Annotated in this window: 16 protein-coding genes; 8 read left to right on the forward strand and 8 right to left on the reverse strand. The window is 73.2% G+C overall.

Annotated features, from left to right (window positions below; all coding sequences use genetic code 11):
- Positions 1–59: 59 nt before the first annotated feature.
- The 3 genes from ABTY04_RS31900 to ABTY04_RS31910 form a co-directional block, all read right to left on the reverse strand.
- Positions 60–659 carry an acyltransferase gene (locus ABTY04_RS31900; RefSeq protein ID WP_352216913.1) on the reverse strand — a complete coding sequence of 200 codons (600 nt, stop codon included), beginning with the start codon at positions 657–659 and terminating at the stop codon, positions 60–62.
- Between the two features lie 641 nt (positions 660–1,300).
- Complete coding sequence (locus tag ABTY04_RS31905) at positions 1,301–2,500, reverse strand: amidase family protein (protein ID WP_352216914.1); 1,200 nt, start codon at positions 2,498–2,500, stop codon at positions 1,301–1,303.
- Between the two features lie 91 nt (positions 2,501–2,591).
- Complete coding sequence (locus ABTY04_RS31910) at positions 2,592–3,173, reverse strand: TetR/AcrR family transcriptional regulator (RefSeq protein ID WP_352216942.1); 582 nt, start codon at positions 3,171–3,173, stop codon at positions 2,592–2,594.
- A 109-nt stretch (positions 3,174–3,282) separates the two neighbouring features.
- On the opposite strand from ABTY04_RS31910, the gene ABTY04_RS31915 reads away from it, so the two are divergent.
- The 4 genes from ABTY04_RS31915 (at position 3,283) to ABTY04_RS31930 (ending at position 8,856) form a co-directional block, all read left to right on the forward strand.
- Entirely contained in the window at positions 3,283–4,575 is a 1,293-nt protein-coding gene (locus ABTY04_RS31915; protein WP_352216915.1) for an alpha/beta fold hydrolase, read from the forward strand.
- Positions 4,576–4,838: 263 nt separating this feature from the next.
- The gene (locus ABTY04_RS31920; RefSeq protein WP_352216916.1) at positions 4,839–6,278 is read left to right on the forward strand and encodes a hypothetical protein; all 1,440 of its coding nucleotides are present in this window, start codon (positions 4,839–4,841) and stop codon (positions 6,276–6,278) included.
- 62 nt (positions 6,279–6,340) lie between these two features.
- A complete protein-coding gene (locus ABTY04_RS31925) occupies positions 6,341–7,618 on the forward strand; it encodes an AAA family ATPase (RefSeq protein WP_502996758.1) in 1,278 nt (425 codons plus the stop codon).
- Positions 7,615–8,856, forward strand: a complete 1,242-nt coding sequence (locus ABTY04_RS31930) for a vWA domain-containing protein (RefSeq protein WP_352216917.1) — start codon at positions 7,615–7,617, stop codon at positions 8,854–8,856. Before ABTY04_RS31925 ends, ABTY04_RS31930 begins: the two co-directional genes overlap by 4 nt.
- Positions 8,857–8,936: 80 nt before the next feature.
- Here the strand turns inward: ABTY04_RS31930 and ABTY04_RS31935 are convergent, their stop codons facing one another.
- From ABTY04_RS31935 to ABTY04_RS31955, 5 genes are read right to left on the reverse strand one after another with little or no spacing between them, the layout of a single operon-like run.
- Positions 8,937–10,340 (reverse strand): MATE family efflux transporter, encoded by a 1,404-nt coding sequence (locus tag ABTY04_RS31935; RefSeq protein WP_352216918.1) that lies wholly within the window; start codon positions 10,338–10,340, stop codon positions 8,937–8,939.
- Between the two features lie 4 nt (positions 10,341–10,344).
- Positions 10,345–11,373: a cysteine synthase family protein gene (locus tag ABTY04_RS31940; protein WP_352216919.1), complete on the reverse strand. Its 1,029-nt coding sequence runs from the start codon at positions 11,371–11,373 to the stop codon at positions 10,345–10,347.
- Positions 11,374–11,427: 54 nt separating this feature from the next.
- Positions 11,428–12,867 carry an alanine racemase gene (locus tag ABTY04_RS31945; RefSeq protein WP_352216920.1) on the reverse strand — a complete coding sequence of 480 codons (1,440 nt, stop codon included), beginning with the start codon at positions 12,865–12,867 and terminating at the stop codon, positions 11,428–11,430.
- A complete protein-coding gene (locus ABTY04_RS31950) occupies positions 12,858–13,895 on the reverse strand; it encodes an ornithine cyclodeaminase family protein (RefSeq protein WP_352216921.1) in 1,038 nt (345 codons plus the stop codon). The genes ABTY04_RS31945 and ABTY04_RS31950 overlap by 10 nt, the downstream gene beginning before the upstream one ends.
- Positions 13,892–14,923 carry a TauD/TfdA family dioxygenase gene (locus tag ABTY04_RS31955; protein ID WP_352216922.1) on the reverse strand — a complete coding sequence of 344 codons (1,032 nt, stop codon included), beginning with the start codon at positions 14,921–14,923 and terminating at the stop codon, positions 13,892–13,894. The genes ABTY04_RS31950 and ABTY04_RS31955 overlap by 4 nt, the downstream gene beginning before the upstream one ends.
- Positions 14,924–15,330: 407 nt before the next feature.
- Between ABTY04_RS31955 and ABTY04_RS31960 the strand changes: the two genes are divergently transcribed.
- From ABTY04_RS31960 to ABTY04_RS31975, 4 genes are all read left to right on the forward strand, one after another.
- Positions 15,331–16,890 (forward strand): ABC transporter substrate-binding protein, encoded by a 1,560-nt coding sequence (locus tag ABTY04_RS31960; RefSeq protein ID WP_352216923.1) that lies wholly within the window; start codon positions 15,331–15,333, stop codon positions 16,888–16,890.
- Between the two features lie 134 nt (positions 16,891–17,024).
- Positions 17,025–17,915 carry an ABC transporter permease gene (locus ABTY04_RS31965; RefSeq protein ID WP_352216944.1) on the forward strand — a complete coding sequence of 297 codons (891 nt, stop codon included), beginning with the start codon at positions 17,025–17,027 and terminating at the stop codon, positions 17,913–17,915.
- Complete coding sequence (locus ABTY04_RS31970; RefSeq protein WP_352216924.1) at positions 17,912–18,754, forward strand: ABC transporter permease; 843 nt, start codon at positions 17,912–17,914, stop codon at positions 18,752–18,754. The genes ABTY04_RS31965 and ABTY04_RS31970 overlap by 4 nt, the downstream gene beginning before the upstream one ends.
- Positions 18,751–20,280 carry an ABC transporter ATP-binding protein gene (locus ABTY04_RS31975; RefSeq protein WP_352216925.1) on the forward strand — a complete coding sequence of 510 codons (1,530 nt, stop codon included), beginning with the start codon at positions 18,751–18,753 and terminating at the stop codon, positions 20,278–20,280. Before ABTY04_RS31970 ends, ABTY04_RS31975 begins: the two co-directional genes overlap by 4 nt.
- The last annotated feature ends 62 nt before the right edge of the window (positions 20,281–20,342 follow it).

A 20,342-nucleotide genomic window follows, 5' to 3' on the forward strand; every position in this document is an offset into this window, starting at 1 on the left:
GGATGTTCGCTGATTGCGGTTTTGAGGAAATGCCGCTGACCTAAATTGCCGACGTACCGTCAGGTCCGCTCTACCAGGGTTCCGTCCTTCTCCTCGTGCAGTGCGCCGGTACGCGGACACTCCCACACGCCCGGCTCGCCGTCGCGCTCCACCAGGCGGATCCCGGCCCGCCCCACCCAGCCGATGCGGCGGGCCGGTACCCCTGCGACCAGTGCGAAGTCCGGTACGTCCCGGGACACGACCGCGCCGGCCGCGACGAGCGCCCACCGTCCGACGTGCACCCCGGCCACGCACACCGACCGGGCGCCCAGCGAGGCCCCCTCGGCCACCACGACACCTGCGGCCTCCCAGTCGCCGCCGCGCTTGAGCCGGCCGTCGGGGTCGACCGCCCGCGGATAGAAGTCGTTGGTGAGCACGGCGGCCGGGCCGATGAACACCCCGTCGCCGAGCACGGCGGGCTCGTAGACGAGTGCGTGGTTCTGGAGCTTCACGTTGTCGCCGATCCGTACGCCGGGTCCGACGTACGCCCCCCGGCCCACGATGCAGTCGCGCCCGAGCCGCGCGTCCTCCCGTATCTGCGCCAGATCCCAGATCGTGGTCCCGTCCCCGAGTTCGGCCGTCTCGTCGACCTGGGAGGAGGGTTGAATTCGGACACTCACGGGGCGGTCCCCTTACGGCTCGCGAGGCGTTCGGATGCACGGCGTACATGCGTGGTGACGCAGTGACGCACGAGGGGAGCATATGCACCGCGGGGCCGCCCCACCCGGGAGATCAACCGACTGTTCACGAAGTGGACCTGGAGACCCGCGTCCGGGGCCGGCCCGCCGGCCGGCCGTACCGGGGGCGGTGTCAGGAGCGGCGGCGCCACCAACGGCGCGCGGCCGTCGGCGGGCACGACGGCGGCGGAGTCGTAGGGGTGGTCGAGCCCCACGACGACGTACCGGACAAGCAGGACGACCGCCGGCGCGCCGGCGGCGACGGGCCGCCGCAGACGCGACGGAAGCCACCGCGCCAGCACCAGAAGGGCTTCCACGGGGGAGACCGGCACGTGCGCTTTGATCGCATTCACGTCGCCGTGTTCGGGTCGTTCCCGCAGTGCGGCGCCACCCTCGGATCGGGTCGGTTCTGCGACCTGAGCCGCATGCACCGTCTCGCGCGGCGTGTGCCGCTCGCGGAATTACTCCTGTCATATGCCTGTTGCGTTGCGCGTATCCGCGCATATGGTGTGGCTCCGGACCATCCCGGGCACACGGCCCTCCCGCACTCCCCACGGGAGGGCCGTCGTGCTGACCGTCTTCGGTCAGACCCGGCGACCCGGTACGGGCGCTGCTCGGCGCATCCGCATGACACCGGCTGCCGCCGCGATGGACAGGAGGGCGTCCTCGCGGCCGTGCGGGGCGATCAGCTGGAGGCCGACGGGCTCGCCCGCGGGGGTGAGGCCGGCGGGGATGCTGATGGCGGGGTGGCCGCTGATGTTGAACGCCCAGGTCAGGGCGACGCTCAGGGTGTCTCCCGGGCCGTCGTGGCCGTGCGGGGCGTTGGGGGTGGTCGGGGTGGCCAGGAGGTCGGCCTCGGTGAAATGCCGTTCGAGCGCACGGCCGAGGGAGGCCCGGGTCCGCGCGACGCGTTCCGCATCCGCCGCGGAGCTTCCGCGCAGGCTCTGCCAGCACGCGGCGGGATCGGTGAGGCGGACCGGGACCTCGACGACGTCGACGGCTCCGGCAAGGGACAGGGCGCCGAGGAAGGCGTGTGCCGTCTCCGCGATGGCGGGCAGGGTCGCGGCGAAACCCAGATCCGGCGAGAAGGCGGTCCGAAGGGGCCGCAACGGTTCCGCGGGCACGCGGGGCGCCGTGGTGCCGGCGAGGGCGTCCAGGTACGCGGCGGCGTCGCCCGCATGGCGGGCCAGGGGGCCGGCGATGTTCAGGCCGGCCCGGTCCCGCGCGGGGACGAGGCCGTTGGTGGGCTTGAGCCCGATGACTCCGCACCAGGCCGCCGGAATGCGCACCGACCCCGCCCCGTCGCTCCCGGTGGCCAGGGGCACCATCCCGGCGGCGACCGCGACGGCCGAGCCCGCGCTGGAGCCGCCCGGACTCCGGCGATGGTCAAGGGGGTTGAGGGTCACCCCGCGGTCGGTGGCACCCCACGTCCGCCAGCGGGTGCCCGGCCCTGGGGTCGACGTCGCGCCCACGGGTACGCAGCCCGCCGCGATCAGCCGGGCCGTCTGCAGGGAGCGCAGTCCCTCGGTGGCCTTGACCGCCAACGGCACGCCGGCCAGCGGCAGCCGGTCCCCCTGCCGGATCCGACGGTCGATCGCTTCGGCGCGGTCGGCGGCCGCTTGCGGCCACACCGCGGTGAAGGCCCGCAGTTCGGTGTCGTCCCGCCCGATCCGGGCCAGGGCAGCCGACGCCACCGCCCGCGCCGACAGTCTGCCCGCGTTGACCTCGCCGGCGATCTCGCACGCGGAGAGCCCGCCGTAATCGGCCGCGCTGATCTCGGTCATCATCTCCACCGTACGGTCGTCACACCCGGGGCCCCGGAACGCAGGCGCAAGGCTGCCACGTACGCGCCCACCGAGCGAGGGCGGCGTCGTCTCAGGGCCGGCGTTTCCAGCCGCGCAGCGTGGCGTGGATCGTCGGTCGGAACGCGGCTTCTGCTGTGGGGGCATCGAGGGCCCCGGCGAGTTCGAGTGTCACAAGCCCGTGCAGGGTCACCCAGAGTGAGACGGCGATCGCCGTCGCTTCGCCGTCGAGGACGGACTCCGTCACGGCGCGATCGATCGCCGCGAGGAGCGGCCGGACGGGGTCACTGGTACCGACGGCTCCTGACGGCGTGAAGGACTGCACTCCACCGAAGAGCACGGAGTACAGGTGGCTGTGTTCGCGTCCCCACCGTCGGTACGCGGCGGCCAGTGCGCAGATGTCGGCGAGGGGATCCTCGGAGGCCGCCGCCGCCGTCAGGGCCCGGAACAGGCCGGCGACGGCTCTGTCGCGTACCGCTCCGATCAGTCCTTCCTTGTCGCCGAACAGGGAGTACACCGCCGCCGTTGATGTCCCGGCGGCCGTGGCCACGGCGCGGACCGTGACCGACTCCTGCGGGCGGGTGGCGAGCAGTTCGGTCGTGCACTCCACGAGTCGCTCTTTGACGGTCGCGTCGTTTGTTCTCGGCCTGCCCATGACGAGAAGCCTACCTCCTTTGATAACGTCGTTTTGAAACAGCGTTATGAAACTTCGGAGGTCCGCCGTGTCCACGTTCGCCATACGCCTTGCACGCTTCACCGGACGCTTGCTCCGGGCTCTGGCCGCCGTCGCGACACTGGTCGCCGTCTTTCTCGTTGCGATCGTCCTCACGGACGGGGCAGGCTCGGGGATCGGCGCATGGTCGACGACCCTTGGAGTCGGGGCTGCCGCCGCACTGTGGCGGGGGCGGCGTCGTACCCGGGCGGCGCGGCTCGTGCCGTTCCTGCCGGTGGTCGTCGCGGCGGCGCTGACGGCGTCGGTCTGCATCCCGAGCGTGCCCACGGCCCGGCGGTATCCGCCCGCCCTGCCATTCGTGGCCACGCAGTACTGGAGCCTGGCCACAGGCAGCCGGGTCGCGGTGTATCACTACCCGCCCGCGAACGCCGGCGCCCGACACCCCATTCCGTTCGTGTACCTCAACGGCGGGCCGGTTCGCGGCATCTCGGTTCTTGACCACCGGTTCCTGCAGCTCCTGGCGCGGCAGGGCTACGACGTCTACGCCTACGAACAGGCCGGCGGCGGACGAAGCGAACTGCTCCCCATGGACCAGTACACGATCTCCAGGTCGGTCCGCGACCTCGCCGCTTTCGTCGACCACCTGGACAAGGGCAGCGTCGACGTCCTCGGATTCTCCGCAGGCGCGGTCGTGCTCACACGAGCCCTTGCCGACCCCAGCGTCGCTGCACACCTGCACCGGGCGATCATCGCCGAGCCCGGCCCGATGGACGGCCCCACCGTGCAGATGACCGGGCACCGGGGCCGGCCATCCGCGCGCGGCCTCGCGCCGGCCGTGACCGGACCGCGGTCGACACGCATCCCGCGGTACGCCACCGCATTCGGCCTCATGCGACTCGGACTCCTCACCCCCGGCACCGGGCTGATCGGACAGGCCGAGGGAGACAACGCGTTCACCGCCGCCGACCTCGGCAGCGACACCGCATCCGGCTACTGCGCGCGCGACGCGCACCGCATCCCGACCGAGGACACCGCACAGAACTTCTCCTTCAGCCCGGCCGCCAGCCTCCGCGTCCAGCAGACGGTCAGGGACTCACCCTCGATCGCCCCGCAACTGAGGCGCTCCCAGACCCCCGCGATGCTGATGGTCGCCGAGTGCTCCTCCCAGGTCCGCCAATGGGCGACCGCCGTCCTTGCCGAGGACCCCGCCATCCAGCGCACGCAGTACATGCCTGGAGTCGGACACCACATGTGGAACGGCCTTGACGACAACAACGACCGAGCCGCCGCCGTCATCACCGGATTCCTCCAGGACCAGCCCGCACCCCTGCCGAACCACCCCACCCGCGAGGAGATCCCCACCTTCCTGCGCGACCGCGAGTGAGCGGGTGCGACCCGGTGAACGAGGCTGCCCGGCAGGGCTCCGGCATGGCCCTCCCCGCCGTACTCGCCGCCCTCCTCGTCGGCTTGCCGCTGAGCGCCGCCCGTACAGCGTGCCGTTGCACGGGAGGACGGCGATGGTGGTCAGCACGGTGTCCCGGCCTGGTAAACCACCTGGCAGATCCGCGCGAGGGCCGGTATGGTCGGCGCGATGATCACTACTTCTGCTCACAGATCGGGGGTCCCGTCCGCGCAAGGTGAGTGCTGATGCCCACTCACACCGCGAACGGCGATCCCCGCCTTTCCCTCTGGCTGCGCGTGCGCGAGTTCGCCGTGCCGCCCTCCATGATCGAGACTGCGACCACCCGCCGCCTTGCCGGGGACTGGGCCGGGGCGTGCGCCGCCGCAGGCATCGACGTCGACTTCGATCTGCGTTCCGTGGCGCGTGCCCACGGGCGCGACCTCGCGGCCCGGCTCCGGGCCGACCTCCGCCACTTGGCCGCCGACCTGCTGCGCTGGCACATGCCCAGGATCGCTCCCGACGGGCTCCTGCGCCCGGGCCTGACCCTCACCCTGGCCCGGTACCACCCCGCAGGAGGGGATGGTGCAGGACCGGTCCACCTCGTGGCCCGGACCGTGCCCGCTTGGGCCGATGCCGGTCAGCGCATCAGCCTCGCGCTGTGGGACGGATCCCGCGACGATGCCGGCGCCCGCCGGCATCCGCACCCGCGCCCCAACCCGAGGTACCGCCTCGACCTGCACCGCCACCTCTGGGACGCGCGCCGGACCGGCGAACTCCGGATCCGGCACGCGGCTGACCCACCCCCCGGCGGCGCCATTCCCGCAACCGACCCGGACGTGCTGCGGCTCGTTCCGCGGGGGCACCGCTGTGCCGTTGAGCGGTGGGCGGCCGAGGCGGCGATCCTGCTGCAGGCCGAGGGGCGTTCCGGCGGCAGTGGTCCGGCCACCGGCACCGGCACCGGCACCCGTACCTTCACCGTGCGGATCGGGTCCCGGCACCGGCTGGACCTGGACCTGGTCGAGGACCGCGACGGCATCGGGCCGCCCGCCCTGCGGGTCCCGGCAGCCTCCACGGATGCCGGTACGGGCCCGCCGCCGGTCCTGCCCGACGCGGCGACCTGGGCACTGCCCGACCTGGAACTGCTCCGCGCCGGTGTGGTCGGCCCCGACGGGCTGCACCCGCTGGTCGCCTCGGCACTCGTACCCGCGCACACGCCGGCCGGTCCGTCCCGGATCCCCGACCGGGCAGGACGGCCGGACCTCGTCGAGTGCCGCGGAGCCCGGCACCGGATCGGCCTGGTCGACGGGGTACTCGTCCCGCTCGACCACGATCCGGCCGAGATCCGGAGGGAGGAACTGCTGGCCGCCCTGACCGGCACCCCGCTGCCCTGCCTCCAGGCGATCGACGCGGCGCACCGCCGTCCGGACTGCCTCACCGGCGTACGCGAACGCCTGGACCACGGCGACACCGCCGGTGCGCTGGCCGTCGTCGAGAGCCTGCTGGGCCCCTCCGCACTGCTGCGCGACGGCGCCCTCCGCGACGAACTGGAGGCGGCCGCACAACAGCGCATCACGTACGGGCTGTTCAGGGCGGGCCTGATCGGACCCGGACCCGATCGGCTGCTCCAGGGAGCGCGACGTCCGCGCCTGCACCGCTCACACCCGCGCCACACCGTCGCCCGCTGACCGGGACCGGCCCCTCCCTCCTCCGCCCGCTCCACCCACCACGAACCGACAGGTGATCAGACATGCCCGCACACGCCCCGTTCGCCATGACCGACACCCCTGCCGAACCTGCCGTACCCGCCGAACCGTCCCACGCCGGTGAGCTCGACATCGCCGGCGCGCTGCTGGCCCTGCTGCGCGACGCAACCACGGAACCGCGCACCGACACCCAACTGGAGGCCCTGACCCTGGCCGTCGCCGCCGACCTGCCCGTACTGCTGTGGGGCGAACCGGGCATCGGCAAGACCGCGGCGCTGACACAGCTCGCGGCCTCCCTGGACCTGCCGCTGACCACCGTGATCGCCAGCGTGCACGAGCCGTCCGACTTCTCGGGCCTGCCCGTCATCGGTGACGACCCCGCGGAGCAAGGCGTTCCGATGGCCCCGCCGGACTGGGCCGTACGACTCGTACGAGCCGGCCGGGGCCTGTTGTTCCTGGACGAGCTGTCCACCGCGCCGCCGGCCGTTCAAGCCGCCCTGCTCCGCCTCGTGCTCGAACGGCGGATCGGCGCTCTCCGACTGCCGCCCGGGGTCCGGATCGTGGCCGCCGCCAACCCGCGGTCCTCGGCGGCCGACGGCTGGGAGCTGAGCCCGCCGCTGGCCAACCGGTTCGTCCATCTCCAGTGGACCCACGACCACGACGTCGTGGTACGCGGCCTCGGCGGTACGTGGCCCCGGGCGACACTGCCACGGCTCGACCCGTCGATGCTGCCGCAGGCCGTGGACTTCGCCCGCCGCGCGGTGTGCGGGCTCCTTGCCGCCCGCCCCGGACTCGTACACCGGCTGCCCAGCGGTGAAACCCGCCGCGGCGGCCCCTGGCCGTCGCCCCGGAGCTGGGAGATGACCCTGCACCTGATCGCCTTCGCGACCGCGGCCGGCTCCTCCCGGGAGGTGCTCTCCCTGCTGGTCAGGGGCACGGTGGGGGACGGTCCCGGGCTGGAACTGCTGGCGAGCCTGGACCGGATGGACCTCCCCGACCCGGAGGTGCTCCTCACCGATCCGGCGGGTGCGGTCCTGCCCGAGCGCGGGGATCTGCGCCAAGCCGTGCTCGACGGCGTCGTGGAGGCGGTGCGCAAGCGTCCCGAGAGGGCCCGCTGGGACGCGGCGTGGGCGCTCCTGGTCCGGGCGCTGGAGACCGGAGCCCCGGACCTGGTGGTCATGCCCGCGACCGCGCTCGCCTCGCTGCGCCGCGAGGAGTGGGACGTACCGGCGGAGATCGAGCGGCTCGCCGGCGCCGTGGCCCTGTCCCGGCGGGCGGACCGCGCGACGGCCCGGGCCGCCGCCACCGGGGGCGGCCGATGAGCGGGGAAGCAGCCGGGGCACTGGACCTCGACAAGCTGTACGCCGCCCGGCTGCACGCCGTCCGGGTGCGGCCCTACTTGGCGACGGCACTGTTCGCCCTGCACGTCGTGGAGTCGCGCAGGGTGCCGACGATGGCCGTCGACCGGCACTGGCGGTGCTACGTCTCACCGTCGTTCGTGGACCGGACCCCGGTGGAGGAACTGGCCGGGGTGTGGGTGCACGAGGTGTCGCACCTGCTGCGCGACCACCACGGGCGCGGCGACCGGGTCGCCCGCGAGCGCGGGCTCCACGGTCCTGGGGAACGGCTGCGGATGAACATCGCGGCGGACTTCGAGATCAACGACGACGTGTTCGGCGACGGGCTGGTCCGGCCCGAAGGCGCTGTCGAGCCGGCCTCCGTCGGGCTGGCCGAGGGGCAGCTCATGGAGGATTACCTGGGCCAGTTCGGGCTCGGAGCGCATGTGCAGCACATGGCCTGGCTGGACTGCGGCAGCGGTGCCGACGGGCTGCAACGGGAATGGGACCTCGGGGAGGACGGTGCGCACGGCCTCAGCGAGCAGGAACGGGACGCGGTGCGCTTCCGGGTGGCGCAGGGCATCACCGGCCGTCCGGGCAGCGCCCCGAAGGGGTGGAAGCGGTGGGCGGAAGAGGCGTTCCACCCGCCGCAGCCGTGGCGTGAACTGCTGGGAGCGGCGGTCCGCTCGGCCACCTCCGGTTCCGGTGCGGGCGAGGACTATTCGTACGGCCGCCCGGCACGCCGCTCGGCCTCCGTGCCCGGCGCCGTGCTGCCGAGTCTGCGGCGCAGGCCGCCCCGGGTCTGCGTGGTCATCGACACCTCCGCGTCGGTCAGCGACGCCGAACTGGGCAGCGCGCTGCTCGAAGTCGCCGCGATCTCCCGTGCCGTGGGCGGCCGCCGGGACCTGGTCACCGTGGTGCCGTGCGACGCCGCGGCCCGGCTGGCGCACCTGCTGTGCCGTGCCGAGGGGATACCGCTGCTGGGCGGCGGGGGAACGGATCTGCGCACGGGCTTCGCCACGGCACTGCGGGCGGGCGCCCGGCCCGACGTCATCGTGGTCCTGACCGACGGGCAGACGGCCTGGCCGGCCACCCGACCGCCGTGCCGGACGGTGATCGGCCTGTTCTCCCGGCCCGGCGCCGGAGGGTCCTGGGACGAGAACGATCCCGACTACGTACCGGACACACCGCCCGCCTGGGCCCGCGTGGTCACCATCGGGTAGAGCCCTGCCCGATGCGGCCGGGTGGGGTCGGCACCTGCGACACCGGCGACACCGGCGCCCTCGGCGTCATGGGCCCGGCGTCAGGCAGTCGCCGGGAGGTCTGCCGCGGCTGCCCGGCGGCCGAGGGAGCGGGTGTAGCGGCGCAGGAGCAGGGCGGCCGTCGTCGCGAGGCCGGTGAGGAGGCCGAGCCAGATGCCGAGGGTGTCGAGGCCGAGCGGGTACGCGAGCAGCCACGCGGCGGGCAGGCCCACGCCCCAGTAGCCGACCAGCGTGATGCGGAAGCCGCCCTTGGTGTCGTCGAGCCCGCGCAGCAGCCCGACCCCGATGTTCTGGGCGCAGTCGAAGAACTGCAGGAACGCGGTGACGACCAGCAGGTGGGTGGCGAGGGCGAGGGCCTGGCCGGTGCCGGAGTCGAGGAACGGCGCCAGGACGAGCCCGGGGATCGTGACGTAGAGGACGCCGACGACGGCCATGACGGCGGCGGCGCAGGCGAGGGCCGTGTTCTTGATGCGGCGGGCGTCGTCGTGGTGGCCGAGGGCGAGCTCGCGGCTGACGTTGATCGAGGCGGCGTGGGACAGGCCGACGGCGACCTGGAAGACGATGTAGACGAGCTGGTTGACCGCGGTGTGGGCGGCGAGCGCGTCGGGCCCGAAGGAACCGGCCATCAGCGCCGTGAGGGAGAAGAAGCCCGCCTCGGATCCGTACGTCGCCGCGATCGGCACGCCGAGCCCGACCAGGTCCCTGATCACCCGCGGGTCGGCCTTGGCGATGTTCAGGGAGAGCAGGGGAGCCAGTTCTCGGTCCCTGCGCGCCGAGAAGTAGAGGGCGAGGAAGGACAGCAGGTGGACGGCCGACGTGGCGATCCCGACCCCGCTCAGGCCGAGGCGGGGCAGCCCCAAGGTGCCGTGGATGAGGACCCAGTTCAGGCCCGCGTTGACGGCGATCGAGGTGATGGTGATCCGGAGCAGGGCCTGGGGGCGGCGCATGCCCACGGTGAACTGCCGGACCGCCTGGAACCACAGACAGGGGAGCAGTCCGGGGGCGAGCGCGTACAGCATGGTCCGGGCGAGGCCGACGACGGCCGCGTCCTGGCCCAGCCGGGACAGGGCCTGGCCGATGAGGACCATCAGGACGGCGCCCGCGGCGCCCGCGAGGGTGGCCACGGCCAGGCTCGCCCGGACGATCGCCCGGACCTCCCCGTGATTGCCCGTGTCCTTGTCCTCGTCCTCGTCCGGCTGCTGTTCGGCGCGGGCGGCCGCGGCGGCTATCCGGTTGCCCACGGAGGTGACCAGTCCGACGCCCATGGTGCGCAGCTGGTTGAAGATGACGACGGCCAGGCCGCCGGCGGCGAGCTCGGTGGTTCCCAGCAGGCCCGTCATCACCGTGTCGGTGGTGCTGAGCGCCACCTGGGCGAGCTGGGTCAGGACGAGCGGGACGGCCAGGGTGGCCAGCGAACGACTGTCGCGCAGGAGGGTGTTCACCACGGGTTCAGCGGTTCCTGCGGAGCTTGGTGAGGAGTTCATCGATTTCCCGCTCGGTGTCGGCGCTCAGCAAGTGGTGTTCGCTCATCCACGCGTCGTCGTAGACGGTGTCCATGTACTTCTCGCCGCCGTCGTTGACGAGCGCGACCATGGTGCTCCCCGGCGGCAGTGAGCCGAGGCGGTTCAGTGCCTCGTACACGACGCCGCCGGCGGATCCCCCGATGAGCAGGCCGGTACGGGCCACCGCGCGGCAGGTCGCGAACGCCTCCACGTCGCCGACCTTGACGCCCTCGTCGATGAGGTCGAAGTCGACGAGGGCGCCGATCTCGGCGCCTTCGGGCGTGCCGGTGCCGGACTGGTGGTAGTCGTGGGCCGGTCCGCCGAAGGCGATGGATCCCTCGGGTTCGACACCTATGACACGGAACCCGTCGATGAGCCGGCCCAGCTCCCGGGCCGTGCCGCACAGGGCCCCGCCGGTGCCGACGGCGGCGATCAGCACGTCGATCTTCCCATCGAGCGCTTCGACGAGCTCGTGGGCGACGGGGAAGTAGCCCACACCGTTGGCGGGGTTGTTGTGCTGCTCGGTGAAGACGGTGTTGTCCTGGCCGCGGGCCATGTCCTCGGCAAGCTCCTCGCGGGCCGCGGTGGCCAGTTCCCCGGTGCCGTCGTCGGTGAGCTGCACGAGCTCGGTGCCCAGCGCCTTCATGCCGCGCAGTTTGTCGGCGCAGGCGTGGCCGTCGACGACGGCGGTGAAGGCGTAACCGCGTTCGGCGGCGATGACGGCGAGGCCGAGACCGGTGTTCCCGGAGGTGGACTCGATGATCCTTCCCCCGGGGCGCAGCTCGCCGCTCTCCTCGGCGGCCGTGACCATCTGCCGTGCCATCCGGATCTTCGCGCTGCCGGTGGGGTTGAACATCTCCAGTTTGAGCAGGAGGCGGCTGCCGGTCGCGGTGGCGGCCAGTTCCATCAGGGGGGTGCTGCCGATGAGGTCGGACACGCGGGAGACCACGGCGGGCCGCTGGAGGGCTCCGGGCATCGTCAACTCCGGTAAGTCGGTGGGGGAGGTGGGCATGGCGTACGGGCGTGCTGCTCAGGTGAAGTGGCGGTCCAGGCGCCAGCGCGGACGGTCGCCCGCGATGCGGTCGATGACGACCTTGGGCGGGAGCGGCAGATCGTGGAACGGGGACTCGTTGGAGTCCATCTGGTAGCCGGCCGTGTTGGGGTAGACGAGGAGGTCGCCGGTACGCGGCCGCCGGTGGAAGGCGATCTTCCGCCAGGTGGGCATGTCGGACTCCAGGCAGGTGGCGGCTCCGACGCTCGCCGGGAACAGGCCCGCGAGCCGGCGATGAGGCCCGGGCTCCGGCTCCGGCTCCGGCCCCGGCTCCGGGTCGTGGCCGTGGTCCCGGCCGGGGTCCCGGGAAAGGAGGACCGGGTCGGGCAGGTACTCGCTGTTGAACCACTGCTCGGACAGGCTCAGGCTGGTCCCGTCCACGGTCAGGAGGCTGTACCCGTCGCGTTCCTTGACGCCCTGGATCCGGAAGACCGTTGCCCCCGCCTGGTGCAGGAGCGCCCGCCCGGGTTCGAGGAGCAGCTGGACGCCCGCGTCCTTGAGGATCGCGGCCACCGTCCGGTCCCGGCCCTCGGGCCGGGTGGCCAGCAGGGTGGCCAGCGCGTCGGCGCCGGCGACGGGGGAGTGGTAGGGGTAGAAGTCGCCCGCGTGGAACGCCTTCCCCGCGTGGTAGTGGCCGCGGTTCTGCCCGGCCAGGAAGGTGTGCCAGCTCTCGGCGTCCGTGTAACTGACCGGCAGGCCGCCGCCGATGCTGATGCGGCCCGCCTCCAGGCCCAGGACGCGGGCCTTGAGGCACAGGTCCACCAGGTCGGCGGTCAGATCGGCACGGGGCTGGATCGCGTAGCCGGACAGATGGAAGCTGAACCCCTCCATCCGCACTGCGTCCCCGGCCCGGACGCAGCGCTCCAGGGCGGTGGCGAGTTCGCTTCCGGAGAGTCCGAAGCGGCTGTTGGGCTGGGTGTTCGGCAGGCAGCGCAACAGGATCCGGACGTGCCGGACGCGGCCGCCGAGGGCCGGGGGAGCGGCGACGAGTGCGTCGAGTTCGTCGAGGGAGTCCACGGCGACGAGTGCACCGTGCTGTGCGGCCAGGTGCAGCAGCGCCGGGTCCTTCGCCGGTCCTGTCACCACGAGGTGCTCGCCGCGTACTCCGTGGCCGAGCGCCTCGCGCAGCTCCGCCGCGGAGGCGACGTCCACTCCGGCGTTGCCCGCGACGGCCCGTTCGACGAAGACGGCGGCCTTGTTCGCCTTCTTCGCGAAGTGGACGAAGCCGTCGACCCCGGCTGCCGCGAGGGCGTCGTGCATGGCCCCGAGGTTCCGGTCGAAGGCATCGGGCAGCAGGAAGTGGAAGGGGCCGCCGAACGCGTAGGACAGCTCCGGCAGCAGCCCGCTCGCCAGTACCGCATCGGCCGCGGGGTCGGGCAGGACCGGCACGGTGGGCCAGCCGGCGGCGGTCACTGCCACAGCGGCACCTCCGTGCCCAGGTTCCGGGCGAGGGCGAGCTGTGCGAAGCGGTGCCCGAGGGCGATGTCGGTGACGACGAGACCGCTGTTGTACGCGAAGACGCGTTCCTGCGCGCTGTGGCGGCCGGCCGCGGTCCCGGCGAGCACGGCCGGGAACTCGGCGTCGACGGCGGGCAGTTCGCCGTCCGCGTCGGCCATGTCGGTACCGGTGACGTTCATCTGCGCCTCGCTCGTGGCGATGACCCGGTCGGCCTGGTGCAACGTGGACGGGGCGAGACCGTGGCCGACCAGGACGCACAGGGCTCCGGGCTTCAGCCAGTCGGCTTCGACGGCGGCGGGTGTGTGCGCGCCCGCGGTGGCGACGATGACGTCCGCGTCGGCGGCGGCCGCCCGCAGGCCGGTGACGAGCTCGACGTCCCGGTCGGGGAAGTGGGTGCGCAGCTGTTCGCCGACGGCCGCGATGCCCTCGGGGCGGGTGCCGAAGAGCATCAGGCGGTCGAGCCCGGGGAGGGTGGTGAGCAGGAACGGCAGGGCGAGGCGGCCCTGGGTGCCGGTGCCGATGACCAGGGCGCTGCGGGCACCGGGCGCCGCGCACGCGCGGGCCAGCAGGGCGGAGACCGCGGGGGTGCGCAGGGAGCCGATGCGGGAGCAGTCCATCATCGCGACCGGCAGGCCGGTGACGTCGTCGTACAGCGTCAGCGAGGTGTAGTAGTGCTGCTCCTCGCGGCCCTTGTCGAGGCCGTGCTTGTACGAGGTCTTGACGGCGACGACGTTGCGGGTGCCGTCGCGGCCGAGCATGGCGTACGAGACCGAGTGCCCGTCCTGCGGCTTGACGGTCAGTTTGCGGGGGTTGTCGGACCGGCCGGCGTGGAGTGTGAGGTAGGCGCCCTCCACCGTGTCCACCACGTCGGCCAGGGATATGTCGATCCCGGCGAGGTCGGAGGTGGAGAATATCCGCAGGCGGGTGTCGTCGCCGGGGGGCGGGGTGGCGGCGGCGCGGATGGCGGTGCCGGTGTCGGAGTCGGTCATGAGAGTGCTCCTCCGGTGCGGGTGGCGGGGGTTGGGCCGGTGTGCGCTTCGAGGGCGGCCTGGCCGTAGCCGTGCTCTCCGGCTTCGGCCGCAGGGCGGGTACGGCGCCCGGGGACACGGACGGAGGCGCGCTTGAGCCAGCGGTCGGTGCCGTCGTAGCGGGCCCGGAACGGGACGCGCCCGTGGACGACGAGGTCGTTGTCGACGACCAGGATCTCGCCGGGGCTCAGGGAGACCGGGACCGAGACGCGGCCGAGCTCGTCGGACAGGCGCCCGTACGCGGCGCGGTAGTCGGCGTCGGCGTCGTCCAGCGGGGTGTAGGCCGGGTCGAAGCGCAGGGTCATGCCGTCCTCGGCGGCGTACAGGGCGGGGACCGGCGGCGGGGGCTGCTCGGCGAAGCCCTGGGCCTCGGCGTACGCGTCGTCGGGCAGGATCGGCAGGACGGGCCGCGTGAGCAGGTCGACGTCGCCGTCGGCCAGCCGGATCCTGCGGACGCTCGCGGCGGTGGTGGCGATGTCGTCGCGGTTGCGCATGCAGGCGAGCATCAGCAGGTGGGCGCGGCCGGGGTGGAAGGCGTCCTCGGTGTGGGGGCTGAGCAGCACGGTGCTGGAGGCGCCGGTCTGCTGCGTCTCGTGACCCGGGGCGGGGACGATGTTGTGGACGAAGCGGCCGTCCTGCTGGCCCTCCCAGGCGATGGGACGACCCATCACGGTGGCCAGGAGCAGGAGTGCGATGTCGTACACGGCGCCGCTGTCCCCGGCGTCGGCCCAGCCCGACGGGGTAGGGCCGACGGCCTCGTCGTCGACGGGCAGACCGCGCAGCACGAACAGGCCGTCGGCGGTGTCGACGGGCCGGCACTGGTGCTTGAGGGTGTCGCCGAGCTGCCCGGCGGTGCGGGCGACCCGTTCCATGAGCTCCGGTGAGGTGGCGGAGGTGCCGAACTCGTCGAGGATCTTTTGCGCGGCCTCGCGCAGTTCGGCCACGGTCGTGGCGTCGAGCTGGCGTACGGGGGCGGCTGCCGTGCTCATGGCAAGGAGTTCCGTTTCCGTGGAGGGCTGGGGAATCGGCCGGGTGTGCCGGTTCGTCAGGAGTGGCCGAGGGGCGCGGGGACGGGAGGTCAGGGCAGGGCTCGGCGGCCGCCATTACGGGCGGCGTTGAGCTGCGTCCAGCGGCGAACGGCTCGAACGCTAGCAGCAAACTTAGGTAAGCCAAACCTTACTTACCGGTCACGTGGTCGAAGGGGTGGCTCGGCAGGGGCTGGTGAGGTGTCGCAGCAAATCACCGCTGAAGTGGGGGAGTTGGGAACCGGTCGACGGCAGCGGCCGAGATTCGGACATGCGTTTCATGTGCCCCGTACGGCTTGCGGGAGTGGTTCTCATTAGGGTAGGCAAACCTAAGCACACCCAGTCGCTCTGAACGCGGATCGAGGACGTACGTGGACTTCAACAGGCGCCAAGTGCTGTGGGCCGGCGGGGCGATGGGCGCGGCCGCCGTGCTGGCGGCTTGCTCGGGAAGTGATTCCGGTACCTCGTCCGAGCCCGCTGCCGCCGACGGCGCGGGCGGGCCCAAGCGAGGCGGCACGCTCCGTATCGGCGCCCTGGGCAGGGCCGGAGCCATCACGCGGGACCCGCACGGCACGCAGAGCAACGAGAGCGACTACCTCGTGCTCGCCCTCGTCTACGACACCCTCACCGTGCCCGGTGCCAAGCCGAACACCGTCCCCCGCCTCGCGGCCTCGTGGGAGGCGTCGGCCGACCTGAAGACCTGGAAGTTCAAGATCGCCAAGGGCGCGGCCTTCCACGACGGCAGCCCGGTCACGGCCGACGACGTGGTGTGGTCGCTGCGCCGCCTGCGCGCCACACCCTCCGGCGCAGCACGCCTGCCCGGCATCAAGGCCGAGGGCATCACGGCCGAGGGGACCGGCACGGTCGTCCTGGTGTCCGACTACGCCAACGCCGAACTCCCGCTGCTGACCCGCCTGACGACGTTCGTCCTGAAGAAGGACACCGCTGACAAGGACCTGGAGAAGGCCCCGGGCACCGGCCCGTTCAGGCTCGACTGGTACCGGGGCGGCAACGCCCGCCTGGTCCGCAACGAAAAGTGGTACGGCGGCACGGTCCACCTCGACGCCATCGAGGTGACCATGTTCGAAACCCCCCAGGCCATGGCCAACGCCCTGCTGGTCGGCCAGATCGACGTCGCCTCCAACGCCGGTGCGGTCGCCGCCCGTACCGCGCAGACCCGCAAGGACATCCAGGTCCTGCGCCGCCCCGACGACATGGCGATGCCGATCGTGATGCGCACCGCGAGCGGCAGCCCCTTCGCCGACCCGCGCGTGCGGGAGGCTTTGCGCCTGGTCGTCGACCGGGATGCCATGGTCAAGCAGGTCCTCTCCGGCTACGGAACCGTCGCGAACGACATCATGGGCACCGGCGACCCCCACCTCGCCAAGGACATCCCGCAGCGCGGGAGGGACCTGGAAAGGGCCAAGAAGCTGCTGGCCGAGGCGAACTTCGACCTCTCCAGGACCTACGACCTCATGACCACCGAGGACATCGCCGGCCTGGCCGAATCCGCCACCCTGTTCGCCAACCAGGCCCGCGAGGCCGGGATCAAGGTCAACGTGGTCAAGCAGGAGTCGGGTGCGTTCTGGGACAAGACCTGGAAGGCGGGCGACCTCTACACCACGTACTGGGGCACCAACGACTCCGTGGTGTTCTTCGCCTCCAAGACCATGGTCAGCGAGGCGGGGCAGAACGAGGCCGGCTGGGCGGACGCGGACTTCGACGCCTCCTACCGCAAGGTCATCGGCACGGCGGACGAGCAGCAGCGCGCCGCGGCGCTGAAGGAACTCCAGCGGATCGAGTTCGACAGGTCCGGCTACCTGCTGTGGGGCATGGCCGACGGCATCGACCTCGCGGCCGCGACGGTGCGGAACCTGCCCAAGCTCGCCGGCTACGGCCGGGTCCGGCTCGAGAACGTGTGGCTGGCTTGAGTCACGAGGCCGAAAGCACGGGGGCCGTCCCCGCGGCCGGGGGGACGGCCGCAGCCGCGGTCAGGGTCACGGCGCAGCCCCGCGGCCCGGCCGTCGCGACGCGTGTCGTCGGCGCCCTCGCGCGCCGCGTCCTGATGCTGGCCGCCCTGCTGGCCCTGGTCTTCGCGGCCGTGGAACTGCTGCCGGGCGACGCGGCGAGCGCGAGCTCCGAACGCGGGGACAGCGCGGCCGACGTCGAGGCGCGGCGCCACGTGCTGGGTCTGGACCGGCCCGTGTGGGAGCGCTTCCTGGACTGGATGACGGCTCTTCCCACCGGCGATCTCGGCACCTCGGCCCGCGGGCAGAAGGTCACCGGTCTGCTCGCCGATGCCTTCCCCAACACCCTCGTCCTGGGGGCGACCGCCTTCGCCCTGACCGTGGTCGCCTCCCTGGCCCTCGGCTGCTGGGCCGCCGCCCGTCCCGGCGGACCCGCCGACCGGATCATCGGCCACACCTCGACGGCGGCGTTCGCCGTCCCCGAGTTCGTCGTCGCGGTCGGACTGCTCCTGGTGCTTTCGCTGTGGACCGGCTGGCTGCCGGCCGTCACCCTGACCGGCGTGGACGGCGCGCCCGCCGACTGGACGATGCTGATCATGCCCGTGCTGGCCCTGGTGATCCCGCAGACCGGCTGGAACACCCGTATCGTGCGGGGATCCCTGGCCGACCAGGCTCGCACGCCCCACGTCGAGGCCGCCCTTCTCGACGGCCTGCCCGTCCACCGGGTCGTCCTGCGCCACGCCCTGCCCGGTGCGGTCCCCGCGATCGCCACCGGCACCGCCACCTCCACCGGCATGCTCCTCGGCGGGGCCGTGGTCGTGGAGACCCTCTTCAACCACCCCGGAATCGGCAGCGTCCTGGCCGCCGCCGTCGCCGCCCGCGACACCCCGCTCATCGCCGGCGTCGTCGTCTGCGCCGGCGCCGCCATCAGCCTCGTCCTGCTCGCCGCCGACCTCGTACGCGCCCGCACCCTGGGAGACCGCCCGTGACCGCCGGCACCCGCAAAGGCCCACCGGCCCGGACCGGGACCCGCCGACGGGCCGCCCTCGTCCCCGCCCTGGTGCTGAGCGCCCTCGCGCTGGCCGGGCCCCTGTTCGCCGCCCATCCCCTGGACGCCCCCGTGGTCGCCCCGTACGCGGCCGCCGGCGACGGCGGCCCGCTCGGCGGCGACCAGCTCGGCCGCGACGTCCTGTCCCGGCTGCTGCACGGCGGCACGGTACTGATCGGCAGCGCCGCCCTCGTCGCCGTACTGGTGACCCTGGCCGGCGTGGTCGTCGGCTGCTTCGCCGTCCTGCACCCCCTCCTCGGCCGCGCCGTGGAACGCACCGCGGACGTCGCGATCCTGCTGCCGCCCGTCCTGGGCATCATGCTGATCGCCCTCGCCTGGCCCGGCGGAGGCCGCTGGGCCGTCACGGGCGCCGCCGTCGTTCTGGGCATCCCCTACGCGGTACGCATCGTCGCCGCGGCGGCCGCCCCGCTGGCCGGTGCCGGATACGTGGAAGCCGCCCTCGCCCGCGGGGAGAGCCTGCGCCACGTCGCGCTGCGGGAAATCCTGCCCAACCTCCGCTCCACGGTCGCCGCCCTGTTCGGCCTGCGCTTCGTCGAAGGCGTCTACGTCATCTCCATGGCCGCGTTCCTCCAGATCGGCCCCCGGCCGCCGGCCGCGGACTGGGCCCTGATGATCCGGGAGAACGCCCCCGGCATCCTGCTCAACCCCTGGGCCGTCATCGCCCCGAGCCTGGCCGTCGCGGCGCTCGCCGTGAGCGTCAACCTCGCCTGCGCCTCCCTCACGCCCCGCTCCGCAGACAAGGCGGTCACCACCTCGTGAACACCCCCGCACGGCCGTCCGCCGCCAGTGCCGGGACCGGTGGCGCTGCCGGATCCCCTCCGCCGTCCGCCGCCGTCACCGGGCTCGAAATCCGCATCCCCGGCGGGCCGGTCCTGCTGCGGCCCGCGACCCTCGCGGCCGCCCCCGGCCGGATCACCGCCCTGACCGGCGCCTCGGGTTCCGGAAAGACCACCCTGCTGCGGGCGCTGACCGGACACCTCCCCGACGGCGCCTGTGTCACCGCGGGCACGCTCGCCGTCCTCGGGCACGACCCGACGGCGCTGGCCGCCGAGGAACTGCGTCTGCTGCGCCGCACCCGCCTCGCCTACGTCGGCCAGGACCCGGGATCCGCCCTCAATCCACGGATGAGGGTGCGCGACCTCGTGGCCGAGACGGCTCCCCGCCGCCTCGACCGGCAGACCGTCTGCGAACTGCTGCGAGAAGTCCGGCTTCCCGTCGACGAGGGCCTGCCCGACCGGCGCCCCACCGCCCTGTCCGGCGGGCAGCAGCGCCGCGTCGCCCTCGCCCGCGCGCTGGCCCGCACCCCGGAGCTGCTGCTGCTGGACGAGCCCACCGCCGGCCTCGACGCGGCGCTGCGCGACGAGATGGCCGGCCTGCTGCGCCACCTCGCGGCACACCACGACTTGGCCGTCGTGATGGCGTGCCACGACCCGGAGCTCGTCGCCGCCTGCGCGGACCACACGGTCCGGCTCGGTGCACCGGCCGTACCCCGGCCGCGCCCGCCCCGCGGCGTCGGCCCCGGCCATGGCCCCGGGCCGGGCGCCGGCGACCGGCGGACGGCTGCGCCCGCCGACGGAATCGCCGCCCGCGCCGTCCACGTCGCCTTCCGCGACCGGGGCCGGGTCAGCCGGGCCCTGGCCGGAGTCGACTTCACCGCGCCGCCCGGCAGCCGCACCGCGATCGTGGGCCCCTCCGGCTCCGGCAAAACCACTCTGCTCCGGGTCCTGGCCGGACTGCACCGCGCCGACTCCGCCGCCCTCACCCTCGACGGCGAGCAACTCGCCCCGGCGGCCCGCAAACGGCCCCGTGCCCATCAGCGCCGCATCCAGCTCGTCCCCCAGAACCCCCTGGACGCGCTGAACCCCTCGCGTACCGTCCGCCACCAACTGGAACGCCCGCTGCGCCTGCACACCGGGCTCACGGCGGCCGGCCGGGCCGCGCGGATCGAGGAACTCCTCCAGCAGGTGGGCCTCCCCGCCGACTTCCGGGACCGCCGTCCGGGGGAACTCTCGGGCGGTCAGCGCCAGCGCGTCTCCATCGCCCGCGCCCTGGCCACCGGGCCCGACGTCCTGCTGTGCGACGAGATCACCTCGGCGCTGGACCCCGATACGGCGACGTCCGTGATGGACCTCCTGGACCGGCTGAACGGGGAACAGCGGATGACGATCGTGCTCGTCTCCCACGAACTGCACCTGGTCACCGCCTACACCGACACCGTCCACCTGCTCCACGGCGGGCGCCTCACCGCGTACGGCCCCACCCGCGAGCTGCTGCCCATGGCCTGACCGGCGGGTGAGCGGATCTGCCGCCGCGGGGCCGGGTGCGTGTCGACCGGGGTACGTGCCGG

Source organism: Streptomyces sp. NPDC097981 (assembly GCF_040302565.1).
Classification (GTDB): domain Bacteria; phylum Actinomycetota; class Actinomycetes; order Streptomycetales; family Streptomycetaceae; genus Streptomyces.

Bases quoted from the DNA above. Each gene is read 5' to 3' on its own strand.
- ABTY04_RS31905 (WP_352216914.1), bottom strand. From the start codon at position 2,500: ATGACCGAGATCAGCGCGGCCGATTACGGCGGGCTCTCCGCGTGCGAG.
- ABTY04_RS31910 (WP_352216942.1), bottom strand. From the start codon at position 3,173: ATGGGCAGGCCGAGAACAAACGACGCGACCGTCAAAGAGCGACTCGTG.
- ABTY04_RS31920 (WP_352216916.1), top strand. From the start codon at position 4,839: ATGCCCACTCACACCGCGAACGGCGATCCCCGCCTTTCCCTCTGGCTG.
- ABTY04_RS31925 (WP_502996758.1), top strand. From the start codon at position 6,341: ATGCCCGCACACGCCCCGTTCGCCATGACCGACACCCCTGCCGAACCT.
- ABTY04_RS31930 (WP_352216917.1), top strand. From the start codon at position 7,615: ATGAGCGGGGAAGCAGCCGGGGCACTGGACCTCGACAAGCTGTACGCC.
- ABTY04_RS31940 (WP_352216919.1), bottom strand. From the start codon at position 11,373: ATGCCCGGAGCCCTCCAGCGGCCCGCCGTGGTCTCCCGCGTGTCCGAC.
- ABTY04_RS31950 (WP_352216921.1), bottom strand. From the start codon at position 13,895: ATGACCGACTCCGACACCGGCACCGCCATCCGCGCCGCCGCCACCCCG.
- ABTY04_RS31955 (WP_352216922.1), bottom strand. From the start codon at position 14,923: ATGAGCACGGCAGCCGCCCCCGTACGCCAGCTCGACGCCACGACCGTG.
- ABTY04_RS31965 (WP_352216944.1), top strand. From the start codon at position 17,025: ATGCTGGCCGCCCTGCTGGCCCTGGTCTTCGCGGCCGTGGAACTGCTG.